The organism is Mediterraneibacter sp. ICN-202921, assembly GCF_037890075.1.
Classification (GTDB): domain Bacteria; phylum Bacillota; class Clostridia; order Lachnospirales; family Lachnospiraceae; genus Mediterraneibacter; species Mediterraneibacter massiliensis.
Map to the genome: position 1 here is coordinate 13423 of NZ_JBBKBE010000024.1, position 18864 is coordinate 32286.

Genomic DNA, 18864 nt, shown 5'->3' on the forward strand with positions numbered 1-18864 from the left:
GTGAATGGACAGAAGGACATATTACAGAAGAAAGAGAAGAAAATGCAGAAGGAAGAGGATACAGAAACTGTTTCTTGCGGGTATTCTTTTGTTTGTGAGTAGTATTCTGGTGAAACATACAATTTATGACGGCTGGCTGCGTGAGATTTCCGTAGAGACTTCTTCTTTCATCGGCGGGGATCATGGAATAAAAAATCAGGATACATTGGAAAAACTACGTGAGATGGCGAAGACAGATGAGAGAGCTGAGACGATACTAAGCCATGCCGATCGGTATCCGGAAGAACTTTTAGAAATGCTTGCCGGTAATGACGAGGCAGTGGAGTTTGTATTGCGGTATCCGGAGAAGAAAGACAGAGAGCCGGCGTCGGCCGCAGAAGGTGTTGTAAAAGGAGAGATTCCCTTGTTTTTGCAATGGGATGAGCGATGGGGATATACAAAATACGGGGATACATTTTTGGCAGTGAGCGGATGCGGTCCTACCGCTCTTGCCATGGTGGCGGCCGGACTGACGGGAGATAGCAGCACCACGCCCTATACAGTGGCGCAATATGCGCAGGACAACGGGTATTATGCGGGAGAAAGCGGAACCAGCTGGCTGCTTATGACGGAAGGCAGCAGGGCGTTTGGTGTTGCAGGCGAAGAAATCGGAGCAGATGAGGCGTCGGTCTTATCCGCACTGGAGAGCGGATGTCCGATCATATGCAGTATGCGTCCGGGAGATTTTACAACGACGGGACATTTTATCGTACTTACGGGCATGGAGGACGGAAAAATCAAGATCCATGATTCCAACAGCGAAAGGCGCAGCGACAGAGCATGGGAATATGACGAAATAAAATATCAGATCAACAATCTGTGGGCGTTTACGGTGCTGTGAATTTTTTATTACAAAATGCTTTCTTTGCGGGATGGAATTCTTTCTGTATATACAAAAAGGAACCGATACAAAAATACGGGTATCGGTTCCTTTGCTTTTTGTGTGAGAAAGTTCTATTTGTCGTTTACTTCCTGCATTTTCATGGCACGTACTTTCAGAGGCAGTCCGAATAGATTGATAAATCCTTCTGCATCGTGATGATCATAGAGTTCTCCGGTCGTAAAGCTTGCCAGTGACTCGCTGTACAGAGAATAAGGAGATGTCTCGCCTGCCTTGATGATATTGCCTTTATACAGTTTGAATTTTACCTCGCCTGTCACATACTGCTGTGTCACATCGATAAAAGCCTGGATCGCCTCGCGCAGCGGAGTAAACCATTTTCCTTCATATACGATCTGGGCAAACTTGTTTCCTAGATCTTTCTTTACTTCATATGTAGCGCGGTCAAGCACCAGCTCTTCCAGCTGCTCGTGAGCTGCCATCAGGATGGTTCCGCCGGGTGTCTCATAAACGCCGCGGGATTTCATGCCTACGACACGGTTTTCTACAATATCAATAATGCCGATCCCGTGTTTGCCTCCGAGTGCGTTTAGTTCTGTGATGATATCAGAAACTTTCATTTCTTTGCCGTTCAGAGTCTTCGGAACGCCTGCCTCAAATGTCATAGTTACATATTCGCCTTCTTCCGGCGCTTTTTCAGGTGTGACGCCGAGCACGAGAAGGTCGTCATAATTAGGCTCGTTTGCAGGATCTTCCAGTTCCAGTCCTTCATGGCTGATATGCCACAGGTTGCGGTCACGGCTGTAACTGTGTTTTGCGTCGAATGGAAGGTCGATTCCGTGCTCTTTGCAGTATTCGATCTCTTCCTCACGGGACTGCATTGTCCATATATCTGTCATGCGCCAAGGAGCGATGATCTTGATGTCGGGAGCCAGCGCTTTGATCCCAAGTTCAAAACGGATCTGGTCATTTCCCTTGCCGGTCGCGCCGTGGCAGATAGCGACAGCGCCTTCTTTTCTTGCGATCTCGACGAGTCTTTTGGCAATGACAGGACGTGCCATAGAGGTGCCGAGCAGATATTTATTCTCATATACTGCGCCGGCCTTGACGCAAGGCATGATATAGTCGTCACAGAATTCGTCGATGATATTTTCAATATATAATTTAGATGCTCCTGATAATTTCGCTCTTTCTTCCAGGCCGTCCAGTTCCTCTCCCTGACCGCAGTCAATACAGCAGCAGATAACGTCATAATCAAAATTCTCCTTCAGCCACGGAATGATAGCAGTTGTGTCAAGACCGCCGGAATATGCTAAAACAACTTTTTCTTTACTCATTTTATTTGCCTCCTAAATATATCTTTTCCTTGATAAGCTAACACATACTATACACCAAATTTAATAATTATGCAATAGTGAATTTGCTGTATCTGAAAAAATATTTTTTGCGAATCTGGAAAAAAATTTCTGGTATTATGCGATGGTTATGAAGAATGTATGGGAGTGTATGTGGAGGCGATGAGAAAAAGATATGAATATTATGCATGAAATAATGTATAAAAATACTTAAAAATCAAATTTGCTGAAAATCTTTGTATTTGATACAATAAAAGATGAATCATGGCGATCGTAGAGGCATACATAGATCCGGACTGGGGAGAATGAAGGAAAATGAGACTGTTAAAACTGGTGCTTGTAGATGATGAAGCAATTTTATTGCAGGGATTGTTGAATACATATGACTGGAAGTCCATGGGATTTGAGGTGGTCGGGACGGCGCAGAGCGGGGAGCAGGCAATTGATCTGATCCAGGAAGTTCAGCCGCATGTGGTACTGACAGATATCCGTATGAAGCAGATCACCGGGCTGATGGTAATGGAACAGACTCATAAGGCAGGAGTGGATTGTCTGTTTATCGTATTGAGCGCCTATCGGGATTTCGAATATGCACAGCAGGCATGTGAGCTGGGGGCGTATGCGTATTTGCTGAAACCGGTGGAGGATGAGAAACTGCAGGAAACGATGCGGGGCGCTTATGAGACCTGCATGGAGCAGCTGGAACATGAAGAACGATATGAAAGCTGGGAGAAACTTTTGATGAAAGATGCCACCAGTTTTCTGCAGATGGTCGTGCAAAAATATGTGCAGAACCGGATACCGGAGGAGAAGGTTCAGGAGGTGTTTGATACGATCGGAAATGTGTTAGATGTAAATGATCGTTTTATAACAGTCTGCGTAGATATCGATCTGACTTATAAGATTACGAACTCTCTGGATTATGAAGCGTCCCGGTTTGCTGTGCTGAAAAATTTGGAAGAGATCATCGGGCAGCGGTATGCTTACTGGAGATTTGAAGGAGAAGACGGAAATTGTATCTTTATCGTGAAAACAACCGAGAATGCGACTGTCCGGGAGTTGAAAACCATCTTGGAGAAAGCGAAGAAAGAGGAAAAAAGCCCGGTTGTTGCTTCTATTTCAAAACCTTATAAAGGAATCAGCGGAATCAAAAGAAGCTGCGAGGAAGCGCAAAAGTTATTTAGTCTGGCAAGCGCGTCAGGGGCGAGCGCGTTTACGATTCCGGAGGAAATCGAGGAAAAGACAGGCGGAACCTCTTCATTGGACGTAGAACTATTGATCGTAAATGCGGTGCGCAGGAATGATCTGCAAGAGCTGAAAGAGGCGTTTATCCAGTTTATATATGGACTTCCGGGGGAGGAAGAACTACAGTGCCAGTATATGCACAGGGTGATGCTGCGTGTGGAACTGATGTTAAATGACAGCCATGGAATGGAAGGAAATCTGAAGGAACAGTTTCAGAATTATTATTCCAATATTCCGAATCTGAATGCGGCAAAAACAGTGGATGTCTGCTATAAGATCCTGTGCAGCGTCATTATGAGCCGTACAGAAAATATACAGAATGAAGAAATGAAATATTTTAAAGAATATATGTCCGTTGCGGTAGCCTATATAGAGGAACATCTTGACGATGAAGAATTGTCGATCGTATCGGTGGCATCCCATGTGTATTTGAATCCGGTATATTTTGGACGGGTGTTTAAAAATACATTTCAGATGACATTTAAGAAATATCTGTTAAAACAGCGCATGGAGAAGGCAAAGCGTTTATTGGAAAGAGGCGAGGAGAGTATTGGAGAGATCTGCAGTCAGGTAGGGATTAACAATCCGTCATATTTTTCTCATTTGTTTAAGCAGTATACAGGAAAACTCCCAAGTGAATATAAAAAGGAATTTGAGACATGAAAAGAAAACATGAGATATCCGGTATCAGAGGAAAATATCTGAAATATACGTTGGCGCTGCTCGTACTTGCGCTTACATTATCCTGTATTGGGATCTGGGTCTATGTCCGCACAAGTGTGACCAAAAATATCAGCGGCAAGTATGAATTTATGACAGAGCGAATGGGGATCGCACTGGACAATCTATATCAGAAAAGTGATGAGATCACAGCGGAGTGTATTTTGTATGAAGATGTGCAGAAGAGTCTGCAGTCAAGCGGTTTAGAAGATATGAAAGTCATCGCGCTGGGAAAATATTTTGCGTATATTGATCTGGATCAGGTTGCGGATTACTGTTATGTAGATAATAAAGGAAATGTATATGGCCGTTCTTATTCCAAGGTTACTTATGAAGATGTAAAGAACAGTGGATTTGAGAAATTTTTAGGAGATGATTACAGCAAAACAAAATGGTTCTGGACGCAGGATACATTGTTTGGAACAGAGCAGGAAGCTTTATTTATAGGAAGATATGTAAGAAGTATGGAATATGCACATGAACCGGGGATGCTGTTTTTCAAAATGCGTCCGGATTTTCTGGCGGACATCACGGAAATGGATGAAAAACTGACAGAGACTGCAACGATTGGGATCGTGGATTCCGAGGGCGCTTTGTGTTTTGCGAATAAAGAGGAAGAATTACAGGCAGATCCGAAAAAAGGGGAGATACTGCAGCAGATCGGACAGCAGAAAAGCGAGGGAATGCTGCTGAAGGGCGTGCAGAAAAATGGCGGTATTTTATCCGCATACCGACAGGGAGAAAGCGGACTGACGGTCTTTTCTTTTGTTCCCGAACATGTATTGAATGCCGATTTGACACAGATGATCCTGGTGCTTGCGGGAATCTATTTTGTCGTGGCGGCCGTGGCAGTCTTTTTGAGTTTGTATTTTTCGGAGCGTTTTACAAAGCCCATTAAGACGATCGATAAGGCAATGACAGGATTTGATGGCAATGATTTTCAGCGGATCGCAGAACTGCATACCAATACAGAATTAGATCAGATCGGACATTCTTATAATAAAATGCTGAGAAATATTGAATTGCTTTTGGAGGAGATTAAAACACAGGAAAAAGAACTGCGGACAAGTGAACTAAATATGCTGATCAGCCAGATCAATCCACATTTTCTGTATAATACACTGGACACGATCTATATGTTGGCGCGGATCAATAAGGAAGAGACAACGATGAAGATGATACAGGCTTTATCAAAATACCTGCGGCTTTCTCTGAGTAAAGGAAGTGAGATCGTGACGGTGGAAGATGAGCTGGAAAATGTGAAAAGCTATATGGAGATCCAGCAGATCCGTAATGCAGATTTATTTACTTATACGATCGACTGTAAGGTGGATGCGGCAGAGACTTGGGTTTTGAAATTGATTTTGCAGCCACTTGTAGAAAATGCGATCAAATATGGATTTTGTGATATTTTTGAAGGCGGAGTGATTCAGATCGAGGTGGAGAACAGAGAAGAGATGCTCTGTTTGAGTGTTTACAATAACGGAACACCGATGGACGCGGCAATGTGCGAGAAGATCAATGCATTGAATCATCTTCCTTTTGCATCATTTCGGGAATGCTTTCCGGACAGGGAACGGGGCTATGGCGTTGTAAATATTATGACCCGTCTGCGGCTGAAATATGGAGAAGGGGTGCGTTATTATTACGAAATCGATGAAAATGGAACGACAGGCAGGATCCAGATACCGGGAGGAGGCAGAAAAGAGAATGGGGAAGTATAGAAATCATAAGAAAACTATAATGGCCGTTTTATTCATAAGCTGCTTGTCCGCCGTCTGTCTGCTCGGATGTGAACAGCAGGAAGTCATTAAAGAAACGAAGGAAAAGGAAGTAAAAATTCCAATGATCCTCACCGTGAATCCGTCTACCGGGAAAAAAAGTGAGGAAGCGCTGATCGAGGCATTTAATGAAGAATATGACGGCAGATGGGAGATTGCTGTAGAGTGGAGTATGGAAACGGAGGAAGACTATCGGCAGAATCTGAAACGGCAGAATGTGACGGATACACTTCCGGCGGTCGTAACAGATATACGGATACTGCCGTCCTTCTATAAGAAAATGATTGAAGACGGACGTCTGGAAGAACTTTCTCAATACATTGATCAGGATGCAGAGTGGAAATCCATGATAGAACCGGTTGTTTTGGAATCCTGCAGTGAGCCGGACGGCGAGATGTATCTGGCTCCGCTTAGTACAGCGGCATTTTCCTGTTCCGGAGTGTTTTGGAACGAGGAATTATTTTCACAGGCGGGAATTAAAACATTTCCAAAGACATGGGAAGATTTCTGGGAGTGCTGCGATATTTTGCAAGCCCATGGAATCACGCCGCTTGCACTTCATACAGAAGGAACGGCCTGGGCTCCTATGCTGCTTGCAACGGCGGAACTGGCGGATACAGAAAATGGCGCGGCGTTTATGAAAGAATTGTATCCGGAAAGTTATCAGAATGCAGAAGGGTATCAAATGGCAGAGACATTGGAACGTTTATTTCAATATACAACTGCGGATGCAATGTATACAGATTTTGATACGGCTTATACGAATTTCTTTTCCGGTAAGGCGGCTATGATTCCAAACGGATATTGGATGATCGACCAGATTCCGGAAGGATGGGAGAAAAAAACGAGGTTTTCGGCATTTCCGGGGAATAAGTTGATTTCTTCTCCGGAGACCTTTGGCTGGGCATTGGTTGAGGATTGCGAGGCGGAGGTCAAAGAAGGAGCGGTGGAGTTTTTTAAGTTTCGGACCCGGATGAATATGGAAGAAAAGGAAAAGCTCTTTTCCGGAGACAGAAGTACACTTCTTCCGGCAGAGCAGGATTATCTGGCAGCGTATGAAGGACAGCCACAGTTCGTACCGAATTATCAGGTGAAGTGGAATTCTATTTTGCAGGAAGAAATATTGGGAGAGGCGCTGCCGAATCTTGTAAAAGGAAAAATCAGCGTGGAAGAGTTTGCCAGATTGGAAGACGAGAGTATTGAGCGGTTTTTAAAAGAACAGTAAGGAGTTTATTTTTTTGCATTTTAGGTTTTTATTTTGATATAGTTTTTTGCAAAACACTGGTATGATGGTTACAGAACAAAGGAAATACAGTATTTCCGGAAAGGTGAGTGGAGAATTATGAAAAAGCGCAAAGTGATTTCCGTTTTGCTGGCAGCAACTATGATAGCAGGTATGGCAGCCGGATGCGGAAGCTCTAAAGACACAGATGGAAAAGCTGAGGCAAAAGGTGAGGTGTATTATCTGAATTTTAAACCAGAAGCAGATGAGCAGTGGCAGGAACTGGCAGAGGCCTATACAGATGAGACGGGAGTTCCGGTGACGGTTTTAACAGCAGCTTCCGGTGAATATGAAAAGACATTGAAGTCTGAAATGGCAAAATCGGATGCGCCTACGTTGTTCCAGGTGAATGGACCAGTAGGACTTGCAAGCTGGAAAGATTATTGCTATGACTTGTCAGGTTCTGATATTGCAGGAGAACTGACAGATGACAGTTTCGCATTGATGGATGGCGATAAGATGGCAGGGATCGCCTATGTAATTGAGAATTACGGTATCATTTATAACAAAGCATTATTGGAAAAAGCCGGATACTCAGCAGAGGATATTACAGATTTTGCAAGCTTTAAGAAAGTAGTAGAAGATATCACAGCAAGAAAAGACGAACTTGGATTTTCTGCATTTACTTCTTCCGGTATGGATTCTTCTTCTGATTGGAGATTTAAGACACATCTTGCAAATCTTCCGATCTACTATGAATATAAGGCAGACGGGATCGATCAGACAGACGCGATCAAAGGTACATATCTGGACAACTACCGTCAGGTATGGGATCTGTATATTAACAATGCAACATGCAAACCAACTGAGATCTCTACAAAGACAGCAGATGATGCAACAGCAGATTTTGTAACTGAAGAGGCAGTATTCTATCAGAATGGTACTTGGGAATATAACAATATTGCAGACGTCGGAGAAGAGAATCTTGGGATCCTTCCGATCTACATCGGCGTAGAAGGCGAAGAAGAACAAGGCGTTTGCACAGGTACAGAGAATTACTGGTGCGTGAATGCAAAAGCCTCCGAAGAAGATATTCAGGCAACACTGGACTTCATGGACTGGTGTGTAACTTCTGAAACAGGCGTAGAGGTTATGTGCAAAGATATGGGATTTGTAATTCCGTTCGGTTCTAATCTGGAGTCTGAGAATGTTCTTGTAAATGAAGCAAACAAATATTTAGACGAAGGAAAAACTCCTGTAACATGGGTATTCTCTACAATGCCTTCCGAGGAATGGAAGAACGGCGTTGGCTCTGCTTTGACAGCGTATGCAGCAGATCAGACAGATGCAAACTGGGATGCAGTTGTAAGTGCATTTGTAGATGGATGGAAGACAGAAATCGAAGCAGCAAAATAGAAGCAACGAAATTGTGAAAAATGTGATACGGCGGGAAGCGAAAGTGTACCCGCCGTTTTTTAAAGAAGGAGGGGCAATTTTATGGAGAAAGCCATAAAACGTTATATGCCGATATTTGTGTTGCCGACTCTGTGTGCATTTATTTTAGGATTTATTGTTCCGTTTATAATGGGAATTGGTTTGTCATTCTGTAAATTTACAACGGTAACAGACGCAAAATTTGTCGGATTATCGAATTATGTAGATGCACTTCAGGACACTGTTTTTCGGCATTCATTCTGGTATACGGCATTGTTTGCCGTTGTTTCGTTGGCAGTGATCAATATTATCGCATTTGCACTGGCAATGGCGCTGACACAAAAGATGCGTGGAACGAATGTATTCCGTACGATTTTCTTTATGCCGAACCTGATTGGTGGTATTGTACTTGGATATATCTGGCAGTTGATTTTCAATGGGATCTTATCGAAGTTCGGTACAGCGCTGATGTTAAATGAATGGTATGGATTTTGGGGGATGATCATCTTAGTAAGCTGGCAGCAGATCGGCTATATGATGATCATTTACATTGCCGGTTTGCAGTCGATCCCGGGAGATGTCATGGAAGCGGCGCAGATCGACGGCGCCTCCGGGCTTCAGAGATTATTTAAAGTGACCATTCCAATGATGATGCCATCCATTACGATCTGTATGTTCTTGTCTATTACAAATGGATTTAAACTCTTTGACCAGAACTTATCGCTGACAGCAGGTGAGCCGGCAAAGATGTCTGAAATGATGGCATTGAATATTTTCAATACATTTTACGGAAGAACCGGCTGGGAAGGTGTCGGTCAGGCGAAAGCAGTATTGTTCTTTATCCTCGTGGTAGGGATCGGACTCATACAGTTACGGGCAACCCGTTCCAAGGAGGTGCAGCAGTAAATGAAGAAAAAAAAGAGATTAAGCGCCATTGGAACCGGCGTATTTACGATATTAGGTCTGATTTATATCGCGCCGATCCTGATCGTGCTGATGAACTCATTTAAGAAAAAAGTGTATATCAATAAGCAGCCGTTTACATTGCCGGATTCTAAGACGTTGAACGGGATTGAAAATTATCTGACGGCCATTGAGAAATACGATCTGGTGGAAGCGGTCATCTGGACGGTTTTTATCACAGTGGGTTCTGTGCTGGTCATCCTTATCTGTACCTCTATGTGCGCATGGTATATTACTCGTGTAAAATCCGGTTTTACAAAGAGCCTGTATCTGCTTTGCGTATTTTCTATGGTAGTGCCGTTTCAGATGGTTATGTTTACCCTGTCACTGGTTGCCGACCGTACCGGATTGAATACACCATGGGGAATTATCATTATCTATCTGGGATTTGGAGCCGGGCTTGCGGTATTTATGTTCTGCGGATTTGTAAAGTCCATTCCGTTGGAAATTGAAGAGGCGGCAATGATTGATGGATGTAATCCACTTCGGACGTTCTTTTCTGTGGTACTTCCGATCATGAAGCCGACTTATATTTCTGTGGGAATATTGGAAACCATGTGGATATGGAACGACTTCCTTCTTCCATATCTGGTATTGGATCTGAATAAATATAAGACCATTTCCATTGCAATTCAGTATATGAAAGGAAGTTATGGAAGAGTGGACATGGGAGCCGTTATGGCTGCGTTGATTCTTGCAGTTATCCCGGTTATTATATTCTACCTGTCCTGTCAGAAGCATATTATCAAAGGAGTTGCGGCAGGAGCTGTGAAAGGATGATCTTGTCTGAGACATTCACTGTCGACGTTCATAAATAAAATCGGTGAGGCGACCGATCATCAATGGAAAAACAGAATAGTTATAAAAGGAGTGCAACAATGGAAAAAGAACTGACACAGATACTAAACAATATATGCGGGAAAAGCATAGCAGAGGCATCCAACGAGGAGATCTATGCGGCGCTTTTGACCTTGTCCAAAGAGAAAATGAAAGGATTGAAACACAATGAGGGAGACAGGAAGTTATACTATATCTCCGCAGAGTTTCTGATCGGAAAGTTACTGTCCAATAATCTGATCAACTTAGGCTTATTTAAAGAGACAAGAGAAGTGCTGAAAAAGCATGGACATGATCTGACTGAGATCGAAGAGGTGGAATTGGAACCGTCGCTTGGCAACGGCGGTCTGGGACGTCTGGCAGCCTGCTTTTTAGATTCCATTGCGACGCTGGGACTGAACGGAGACGGTGTGGGACTGAATTATCATGACGGTCTGTTCCTTCAGAAATTTGTTGACAACAAGCAGTGTGAAGAGAAGAATCCGTGGATTACGGAGAAGAGCTGGCTGACAAGAACAGAAACAAGCTTTGAAGTACCGTTTAAAGATTTTACGTTGAAATCTACGATGTATGATATCGACATTCCGGGATATAACAGCGGCTGCAATAAGCTGCATTTGTTCGATCTGGACACTGTAGATGAGAGTATCATCGGAAATGGTATTTCCTTTGATAAAAATGACATCCGCAAGAACCTGACGCTCTTTCTCTATCCGGATGACAGTGACGAGGCGGGACAGCTTTTGCGTATCTACCAGCAGTATTTCATGGTGAGCAACGCGGCGCAGCTGATCTTGAAAGAGGCAGAAGAGCGGGGCGTAAACCTGTATCACCTGCATGAGCATGTATGTATCCAGATCAACGATACACATCCGACTATGGTGATCCCGGAGCTCATCCGTATTCTGACAGAGCAGAAAGGCTTCAATATGGATACTGCGGTAGATGTGGTAAGTAAGACCTGTGCATACACAAATCACACAATCTTGGCAGAGGCGCTGGAGAAATGGCCGGTTTCTTATCTTGAGAAAGTAGTACCGCACCTGCTTCCGATCATCCGCGAACTGGATCGAAGAGTGCGGAGAGATTTCCATGATCCGAAGGTGTATATCATCGATGAGCAGGACAGAGTACATATGGCTCACATTGATATTCATTTTGGGTATGCGGTCAATGGCGTGGCGGCTCTTCATACGGAGATCCTCAAGGATTCCGAGCTGAAACCGTTTTATGATATCTATCCGCAGAAGTTCAACAACAAGACAAACGGAATCACCTTCCGCAGATGGCTCACACACTGCAATCACGGACTGGCAGAATATCTGAAGGAACTGATCGGACCGGGGTATATGGATAATGCCGCAGAACTGGAGAAACTTCTGGCTTATCAGGATGACGAAACGGTACTGGCGAAGTTGAAAGAGATCAAGAAAGAGGCCAAGGTGGAGCTGAAGAAATATCTGAAGCTGACGCAGAATGTAGATATTGATGAGAATTCTGTATTTGACATCCAGATCAAGCGTCTCCATGAGTACAAGAGACAGCAGATGAATGCATTGTATGCGATCTATAAATACAAAGAGATCAAGAAAGGCGATCTGCCGAAACGTCCGCTTACGATGATCTTTGGAGCAAAGGCGGCGCCGGCGTATACGATCGCAAAAGACATTATCCATTTGATCTTGTGCTTACAGCAGCTGATCGACAATGATCCGGAGGTCAGCCCTTACATGAAGATCGTCATGGTAGAAAACTATAACGTGACAAAGGCGGAAAAGCTGATCCCGGCATGCGATATTTCTGAGCAGATCTCGCTGGCATCCAAGGAAGCATCCGGAACCGGAAATATGAAGTTCATGCTGAACGGAGCCGTGACGCTGGGAACTGAGGACGGAGCAAACGTCGAGATCCATCAGCTTGTCGGGGATGACAATATCTATATCTTTGGTGAAAAGTCTGAGAAAGTAATCGAGCTTTATGCTGCAGGCAGCTACTGCTCCGCAGATATTTATGACAACGATCCGATGGTAGAAGAGCTGGTTGACTTTATCATCAGCAAAGATCTGCTCCGCATCGGAGATCCGGTGAACTTAGGGCGTCTCTATAAGGAGATCGTCGGAAAAGACTGGTTTATGGCGCTGCTGGATGTGAAGGAGTATATCAAGACGAAAGAGCAGATGCTGGCAGATTACGAAGATGAGAAGGCATGGGAGAAGAAGATGCTGGTAAATATCGCGAAGGCCGGATTCTTCTCATCCGACCGAACTATCGCAGAGTACAACAGAGATATCTGGCATCTATAAAAAGCCGGGATCAAAAGTGCAGTGTAGCTGTACGATATCCGAATATTAGACAGGATTGCGTAGATGAACAGCATGGAGCAATTCGTATGTCTGAAAGACAGAGGAGACAAGAATCATGAAAAAAAGCGGTATTTTAATGCCGGCAGCCTCTCTTCCATCCCGTACCGGGGTAGGAGAGATGGGTGCCGAAGCCTCCCGTTTTATTCAGCTTTTAAGAGAAAATGGTGTGAAGATCTGGCAGATCCTTCCGATGAATCCGGTAGGATATGGGAATTCCCCTTATCAGCCCTATTCGTCCTGTGCCGGGGATGAGATTTATATCAGCCTGGATGCTCTGTATGAAGAAGGTCTGTTAAAGGAAAAAGCAGAGAATTTTCGGGAGAATAGCGTACAGATCGATTATGACGCAGTGCGCGCCTTTAAAGAACCATATTTGCGGGCGGCGTTTCAGGCGTTTTGTGAGCAGGACAGACAGAAGGAAGATGTCTATAAGGAGTTTATTTCGCAGAGCTGGGTCTATGAGTATGGCGTGTTCCGTGCATTGAAAAAGGAGCAGGGAGGGATCTGCTGGAATGAATGGACGGCGGAAGCCAAAAACTGGCCGGATACAAGAACAGCTCTTTCGGAAGAGACAGAAACAGAAGTGCAGTACCAGATGTTCTTACAGTATGTGTTCTTCTGTCAGTGGATGCGCCTGAAAGAAGAAGCGAACGCAGCAGGTATTCAGATTATGGGGGACGTCCCCTTTTATGTAGGGGTAGATTCGGTGGATGTCTGGGCAGGAAAACAGAATTTCCTTCTGGACGAGGATGGCAGACCAGTCTTTATCGCAGGTGTGCCGCCGGATTCTTTCAGTGCGACAGGGCAGAGATGGGGCAATCCTATCTATAACTGGGAGCATATGGAAGAGAATGGATATCAGTTCTGGGTGGATCGGATCGAGTACAGCAGCAGACTATTTGACAGCATCCGGATCGATCATTTCCGGGCATTTGACACTTTCTGGAAGATTCCTGCCAGCTGTCCGACTGCTATGGAGGGGGAATGGATCGAGGCGCCGGGATATGAGGTGCTCGATACCTTAAAAGCAAAATTACCGGGAGTTGAGCTGGTGGCAGAGGATCTGGGAGATTTGCGCCCGGAAGTGCTGGAGCTGAAGGATCATTACCATCTGAAGGGCATGAAGATCCTTATGTCCTGTATAGAGACAAGAGGGAAGTATGCATACGACAGTTTTCATGATGTGGAAAATATGATCGTCTACACCGGTACACATGATAACGATACGCTGATGGAGTGGTATGGAAATCTGACCTGTGCCGCACGGCGGAAGGTCCGCAGATTTCTTGCGCGTCAGGGATTCCGTCAGGGAAGTGTCAAGGACAGACTGCTGGCATATATGCTGAACAGTCCCGCCGAGTATGCGATCGTGCCGATGGCAGATATTCTGGGGCAGGGAAGCGAAGGACATATCAATACGCCGGGAACGGTGGGAAGTCCGAACTGGGAGTGGCGGATGCCGGATTTTGCGCTTGCAGAGAAGGAAATGAAAAAATATAGAAACTTGCTATTGCATCGATCTGCGATGAATGGGCCAACGTAATGACAGGAGTGGTTTTGGAAAACTGCTTTGCTTCATTCTTTTGCCGGTTGTATTGAATTTTGGCAGAAAGTGACTGTGATATGCAGAGTGTTTTCGCAGAGGTGGGCGGCTACATAGCCGCCCATTTTGCGTGTCAGATGGTCTACGATAGATAATCCGAGCCCGGAACCGGTACTGTGCCTTGCCTTATCTGCTCTGTAAAAGCGTTCAAAAAGACGATCTGTATCGATTTTGGTACCTTCCGGAAGAAGGTTGGAAAAGGTGATAGATGATTCTTTTTGGACAATAGAGATGGTATCTGTCCCGTAGGCAAGCGCGTTTTTCAGTAGATTTGCGAAGATCCTGCGTATACCGTCTTCATTTCCGCATACGGTCAGTGTTTCCTGCGGATATTGCAGATCCAGATGAAAGCCGGCAGAAGCAATGCGGTCATAAAAAGAGGCAAGCAGATCGCACAGGATGGGATAGGGAGCAACAGACTTTAAATCCGGCACATATTCCTCCTGTGTCAGCGTTGTATAAAGGAATAATTCGTCGAGAAGAGATTCCAGATCTGTTAAACGTTTCTGTATGATCTGTATATAATGCGCGGCTTTTTCTTTGTCTGTTGTCTGGTTCAGTAATTCCACGTATCCGGAAACGCCGGTCAAGGGAGTGCGGATGTCATGTGAGATACAGGAAATGGTATATTTTAGATCCTTTCCGGCGATCTGCTGTTGGATATAGGCTTTTTGCTCCTTTGAAAGCCGGGCGTTGAAAGCACGGCACAGCCGTTTGAAACCGGGAGTGCGCACGCTTAAAGAAAGGCGCAGATTGCTGCCGGTTTCCGTCTCTTCTATTTCCTCTGCCCATCTTTTAAGCTGCAGACGGATACGCAGCAGATAGAGCAGAAGCAGGAATAAAAGCAGTGACAGGGTCAGAACAGGCAGCATAAAAAACACCTCCTAGATATCTTTTTTCTGTAGGATGAAGACGGACAGAAGCAGCCATATGAGAAGCCATACCAGACCGGTGCCAAGGCATAGAGTGAGTTTCTCTGCCGGGACAGGAAAGGATATGTCCTGTATACATCCGTAGAGTGTATAGTCAAAGTTTATAAAAGTAAGATGCAGAGCCGACATGATACTATCCAGCACTGTCAAGGCAGTTCCGCTGGCAAGGATCAGTGTCGCGGCAACGGAAACAGCCTTATTGCGAAACAGGATGGAGACGAAAGTCAGCATGGCAGAAAAGCCGCTTCCTGTCAGCCAGAAGAGCAGAGTGAATTTTGCGTACTCCTGGAAAGAAGTCTCCATAAACGGCAGATGGAACATGCGGCAGGCAAGGATAAATCCGACGATCAAAAGCAAAATATAAACAGCAGACACCATCTGCATGACGATCCATTTGCTAAGTATATACGTAAAACGTCGGTTCCTGAGCGAGAAGATATTTTTCGCAAAGCCGCAGTCAAAGTCAGAACAGATAAATAAGGAAGTCATAAGCGCAATGACGATGAAGAAAAAGCCGCCCCGGAATATCGTAGTAGAGAGAATATCAACAGCAGGTATTTTGGCATATGCCGAGGCGATCTGTTCCCCGCTCATTTGTTCTCCGTTTATCATAAAGATGACTCCGTTTGCTTCTGCGGCGGAACGCATCTGTTCGTCGATGGAAAGTTTAAATGTAAAGAGAAAACCGGTGACAGCGAGAAGTAAAAGCAGAAAGCATATATAGACAGCTTTGCTCTTTAAGATCCTTCTGCAATCCATACGAAGCATATCAAACATGTTCTTCACCTCCCATCAGACGTAGAAAATAGGATTCCAGATCCTGCTGATGGCGGTATAATTCTTGTATAGAGATACCGCTTTCTGAGAAAGTCTGGCTGATAAGTTGCGGATCGCAGGGAGAGTAAATATGGATCTCCCCGTTCGGATATATTTTGTAGTCCGAAAGCTGCAGATGTTCTTCTAAAAGAACAGAGGCTGACTTTGCGTTGTTTACCCTTACCAGGAGGTAATCCCGGCAGTTTTTTGCAAGTTGGGCTGCAGGTAACTGCTGTATCATACTTCCGTCTTTGATGATTCCATAGCGTGAGGCAATTTTGCTTAATTCTCCTAGGATATGGGAACTGATGATGATCGTCATGCCCTGTTCCTCATTTAAATGTACCAACATAGAACGGATTTCCCGTATGCCTTCTGGATCTAATCCGTTTATAGGCTCATCCAAGATGAGAAGATCTGGATTGCCGAGCAGGGCAAGGGCAATACCCAGACGCTGCTTCATTCCCATAGAGAAGTGCTTTGTCTTCTTATTTCCGGTGTCTGCAAGTCCGGTAAAGGCTAAGAGTTCCTCTGTTTTTTGTCTTGCGTCGATAAGCCCTAGACATCTGGCTTTTAAAAGCATGTTTTCCCTTGCGGAAAGTCCGGGGTACAGACCGGCATTTTCAATCAGCATGCCGGTCCTTTTGCGTATGACGTCATTGTGGCCGGTATTGCCAAACAGACGGATCGCTCCTTCTGTGGGCGCGGCAAGCCCGCATATCATTTTTAAAGTCGTGGATTTTCCCGCTCCGTTTCTGCCGATAAAACCATAAATATCTCCTTTGTGTACAGTCATATCCAGATGGTCTACAGCCCTTTTTCTGCCATAGACCTTGGAGACAGACGACAATTCTACTACACACATATTCTGTGATCCTCCTTCGATTGATATGGCTATTATAGAGTATAAGTTTACAGAAACCGCAAAGAAAAGTTTAAGAAAGTTTAAAGAAGTTGATATTTTTTAATAAAATGAAATGTATGTATAAAGACAGAACACCGCAAATATGGCAGTTTTCCAAAGCTATGCATATATTAAAATATATCAATAATACATTACTAGTATCATACTAGTATCAATTATTTTTAGGGTACCCAAATACTTTCTACAGCCTCTCTTAACTCATGTATCGTTTTATGTGTATAAATTTTTTCATTTAAATCCCCAGCATGTCCCATCAATTTTAGGATAGTAGATTTTCGTACACCGGCGCTATCTAACATGGAATTGAATGTGTGCCGACAGTCGTGAGGAGTATGCTTTTGCATTATACCGCAACCTTTCAACGCGTTATCAAAGCATTTTCGGTAATCAGATTCCCGTATATCACGCTTACCATTATGATAAATCAGGCTTTGAAATTGAAGGCAATAGCGTTTTTCTACCATGTTGAAAATTGAAGAGTGTATTGGGACGGTTCTGTTTCTACCGGCTTCCGTTTTCATTCCGCCGAAGAAAGTTTTTTCCTGTAGGTCTATATCCTGCAAAGGCATGTGTGCGAGTTCGTTTATTCTCCAGCCGGAATAACAATAAATAAGGACTGTATCTACAAAGGGAAGGGTTCGGTTTTTCCATAATGCTTCTAAATCGGTACGAGTAAAAGGTATTCCATGTTCGTCATCCTCTTCTTTAGTTACGGAAACAAAAGAAGCATAATCTTTTTGTGAAATATCGGTTTCAAGTGCATACCGTCCTAAATGTCGAAGGAGGACTACTACATGTTCTGACATAGAATGTGATAAGGAATCTGCATCGGCAATATCCTGCATGTCTTTTGTACGAAGTGTTGAGTAAATCTGCGTATGCAGCGGCGTACACTTTTTATATGCGGCACGTGCGGTGTACTCAGATGAAGAACGTTGATTTTTAGCGACCTTTTCATCTGGATGCCGTTTGAAGCGCCTTTGATACCAGCGCTCATATACTTCCGTAAAGGTTAAATTTCGTAAATTAACATCGTAAGGATTTTCATTGTATTTTGCAAGACTTATGTCAGCCTGCACCTTATCCTCATAAGTTCCTAAAATATCGAAAGTAGGATAGCCCCTGTCATCTAGCCTGGTGTTTACCCTGACTTGATATGGTTTTTTCCGATTTCCGGATAATTTTACAACGGTTCCAGCTCCGTTTGGTCGCCTCCTTTTTCCTCTTTTTTGTGCTTTTACCGGGAGTGGCTTATCTTGTATAGGATATCCGCAATGAGGGCAAATAACAGCCTTGTCTGACACTTTCCCAGTGCACTCCGGGCATGTCATTAATGCCATAAAATCATCTCCTTTGGTATAAAAATAACAGCGTACAAACGTTCTGGATTGTACGGCTGCACCGAAGATGATACAATATTCTTGTGAGAGAACACCGCATAATCTACGGATTGTGCTAGAACTGCTCCGGTATTGGCGTACCGAGGCAGTTGACATTTAAAGTATATTTGTTATAATATACTTAACAAGGGAGCCGATAGCTAGCTGAAACCTAGCCACCTCGGCAAATATGTATTACAAAATAGCGCTACACTTTGCGGGTGAGGGCGCTATTTTTTGTTATGCTTATTGATGGTTATAACAAGGGTAATAACAGCAACTAGCATAATAACAAAGGTAAATAAATCGCTGTATGTTACATACATAAGCACCAGCCCCTTTCTCTTTTGAGTAGGTGGCTACATATCGCCCTATCGGTCCCCTGGGTAAATATATTATTTTGTATTGC

At 44.1% G+C, this 18864-nt stretch carries 14 protein-coding genes; 9 read left to right on the forward strand and 5 right to left on the reverse strand.

Features of this window, described 5'->3' with window-relative positions; all coding sequences use genetic code 11:
• Positions 1-4 precede the first annotated feature (4 nt).
• Positions 5-880 carry a C39 family peptidase gene (locus WKT01_RS13080; protein ID WP_340312653.1) on the forward strand — a complete coding sequence of 292 codons (876 nt, stop codon included), beginning with the start codon at positions 5-7 and terminating at the stop codon, positions 878-880.
• Positions 881-993: 113 nt separating this feature from the next.
• Here the strand turns inward: WKT01_RS13080 and WKT01_RS13085 are convergent, their stop codons facing one another.
• On the reverse strand, positions 994-2217 hold the full coding sequence (locus tag WKT01_RS13085) for an argininosuccinate synthase (RefSeq protein WP_340312654.1): 1224 nt from the start codon (positions 2215-2217) through the stop codon (positions 994-996).
• Between the two features lie 333 nt (positions 2218-2550).
• Here WKT01_RS13085 and WKT01_RS13090 point away from each other — a divergent pair, with 333 nt between their 5' ends.
• From WKT01_RS13090 to malQ, 8 genes are all read left to right on the forward strand, one after another.
• Positions 2551-4143 (forward strand): response regulator, encoded by a 1593-nt coding sequence (locus WKT01_RS13090; protein ID WP_340312655.1) that lies wholly within the window; start codon positions 2551-2553, stop codon positions 4141-4143.
• Positions 4140-5924 carry a sensor histidine kinase gene (locus WKT01_RS13095; RefSeq protein ID WP_340312656.1) on the forward strand — a complete coding sequence of 595 codons (1785 nt, stop codon included), beginning with the start codon at positions 4140-4142 and terminating at the stop codon, positions 5922-5924. Before WKT01_RS13090 ends, WKT01_RS13095 begins: the two co-directional genes overlap by 4 nt.
• A complete protein-coding gene (locus WKT01_RS13100) occupies positions 5911-7206 on the forward strand; it encodes an ABC transporter substrate-binding protein (RefSeq protein ID WP_340312657.1) in 1296 nt (431 codons plus the stop codon). The genes WKT01_RS13095 and WKT01_RS13100 overlap by 14 nt, the downstream gene beginning before the upstream one ends.
• A gap of 117 nt (positions 7207-7323) precedes the next feature.
• Entirely contained in the window at positions 7324-8619 is a 1296-nt protein-coding gene (locus WKT01_RS13105; protein ID WP_340312659.1) for an ABC transporter substrate-binding protein, read from the forward strand.
• 81 nt (positions 8620-8700) lie between these two features.
• The gene (locus WKT01_RS13110; RefSeq protein ID WP_340312660.1) at positions 8701-9543 is read left to right on the forward strand and encodes a carbohydrate ABC transporter permease; all 843 of its coding nucleotides are present in this window, start codon (positions 8701-8703) and stop codon (positions 9541-9543) included.
• Positions 9544-10380, forward strand: coding sequence for a carbohydrate ABC transporter permease (locus WKT01_RS13115; RefSeq protein WP_340312661.1), 837 nt, complete (start codon positions 9544-9546; stop codon positions 10378-10380).
• Positions 10381-10478: 98 nt separating this feature from the next.
• Entirely contained in the window at positions 10479-12740 is a 2262-nt protein-coding gene (locus WKT01_RS13120; RefSeq protein WP_340312667.1) for a glycogen/starch/alpha-glucan phosphorylase, read from the forward strand.
• A gap of 115 nt (positions 12741-12855) precedes the next feature.
• Positions 12856-14343: a 4-alpha-glucanotransferase gene (gene malQ / locus WKT01_RS13125; protein ID WP_340312662.1), complete on the forward strand. Its 1488-nt coding sequence runs from the start codon at positions 12856-12858 to the stop codon at positions 14341-14343.
• Between the two features lie 32 nt (positions 14344-14375).
• On the opposite strand, the gene WKT01_RS13130 is transcribed toward malQ, so the two are convergent.
• The 4 genes from WKT01_RS13130 to WKT01_RS13145 all read right to left on the reverse strand — a co-directional run bounded on the left by WKT01_RS13130 (position 14376) and on the right by WKT01_RS13145 (position 18416).
• Positions 14376-15275 carry a sensor histidine kinase gene (locus WKT01_RS13130; protein ID WP_340312663.1) on the reverse strand — a complete coding sequence of 300 codons (900 nt, stop codon included), beginning with the start codon at positions 15273-15275 and terminating at the stop codon, positions 14376-14378.
• A 12-nt stretch (positions 15276-15287) separates the two neighbouring features.
• Entirely contained in the window at positions 15288-16112 is an 825-nt protein-coding gene (locus WKT01_RS13135; protein WP_340312664.1) for an ABC transporter permease subunit, read from the reverse strand.
• Positions 16105-17016, reverse strand: coding sequence for an ABC transporter ATP-binding protein (locus WKT01_RS13140; RefSeq protein ID WP_340312665.1), 912 nt, complete (start codon positions 17014-17016; stop codon positions 16105-16107). Before WKT01_RS13140 ends, WKT01_RS13135 begins: the two co-directional genes overlap by 8 nt.
• Before the next feature lie 221 nt (positions 17017-17237).
• The gene (locus WKT01_RS13145) at positions 17238-18416 is read right to left on the reverse strand and encodes a tyrosine-type recombinase/integrase (RefSeq protein ID WP_340312666.1); all 1179 of its coding nucleotides are present in this window, start codon (positions 18414-18416) and stop codon (positions 17238-17240) included.
• Between the last annotated feature and the right edge of the window lie 448 nt (positions 18417-18864).

What these genes read in the sequence shown, in the direction of transcription:
- WKT01_RS13080 (WP_340312653.1), top strand. Translation starts at nt 5, where the DNA reads ATGGACAGAAGGACATATTACAGAAGAAAGAGAAGAAAATGCAGAAGG.
- WKT01_RS13085 (WP_340312654.1), bottom strand. Translation starts at nt 2,217, where the DNA reads ATGAGTAAAGAAAAAGTTGTTTTAGCATATTCCGGCGGTCTTGACACA.
- WKT01_RS13090 (WP_340312655.1), top strand. Translation starts at nt 2,551, where the DNA reads ATGAGACTGTTAAAACTGGTGCTTGTAGATGATGAAGCAATTTTATTG.
- WKT01_RS13095 (WP_340312656.1), top strand. Translation starts at nt 4,140, where the DNA reads ATGAAAAGAAAACATGAGATATCCGGTATCAGAGGAAAATATCTGAAA.
- WKT01_RS13100 (WP_340312657.1), top strand. Translation starts at nt 5,911, where the DNA reads ATGGGGAAGTATAGAAATCATAAGAAAACTATAATGGCCGTTTTATTC.
- WKT01_RS13105 (WP_340312659.1), top strand. Translation starts at nt 7,324, where the DNA reads ATGAAAAAGCGCAAAGTGATTTCCGTTTTGCTGGCAGCAACTATGATA.
- WKT01_RS13110 (WP_340312660.1), top strand. Translation starts at nt 8,701, where the DNA reads ATGGAGAAAGCCATAAAACGTTATATGCCGATATTTGTGTTGCCGACT.
- WKT01_RS13115 (WP_340312661.1), top strand. Translation starts at nt 9,544, where the DNA reads ATGAAGAAAAAAAAGAGATTAAGCGCCATTGGAACCGGCGTATTTACG.
- WKT01_RS13120 (WP_340312667.1), top strand. Translation starts at nt 10,479, where the DNA reads ATGGAAAAAGAACTGACACAGATACTAAACAATATATGCGGGAAAAGC.
- malQ (WP_340312662.1), top strand. Translation starts at nt 12,856, where the DNA reads ATGAAAAAAAGCGGTATTTTAATGCCGGCAGCCTCTCTTCCATCCCGT.
- WKT01_RS13130 (WP_340312663.1), bottom strand. Translation starts at nt 15,275, where the DNA reads ATGCTGCCTGTTCTGACCCTGTCACTGCTTTTATTCCTGCTTCTGCTC.
- WKT01_RS13135 (WP_340312664.1), bottom strand. Translation starts at nt 16,112, where the DNA reads ATGTTTGATATGCTTCGTATGGATTGCAGAAGGATCTTAAAGAGCAAA.
- WKT01_RS13140 (WP_340312665.1), bottom strand. Translation starts at nt 17,016, where the DNA reads ATGTGTGTAGTAGAATTGTCGTCTGTCTCCAAGGTCTATGGCAGAAAA.
- WKT01_RS13145 (WP_340312666.1), bottom strand. Translation starts at nt 18,416, where the DNA reads ATGGCATTAATGACATGCCCGGAGTGCACTGGGAAAGTGTCAGACAAG.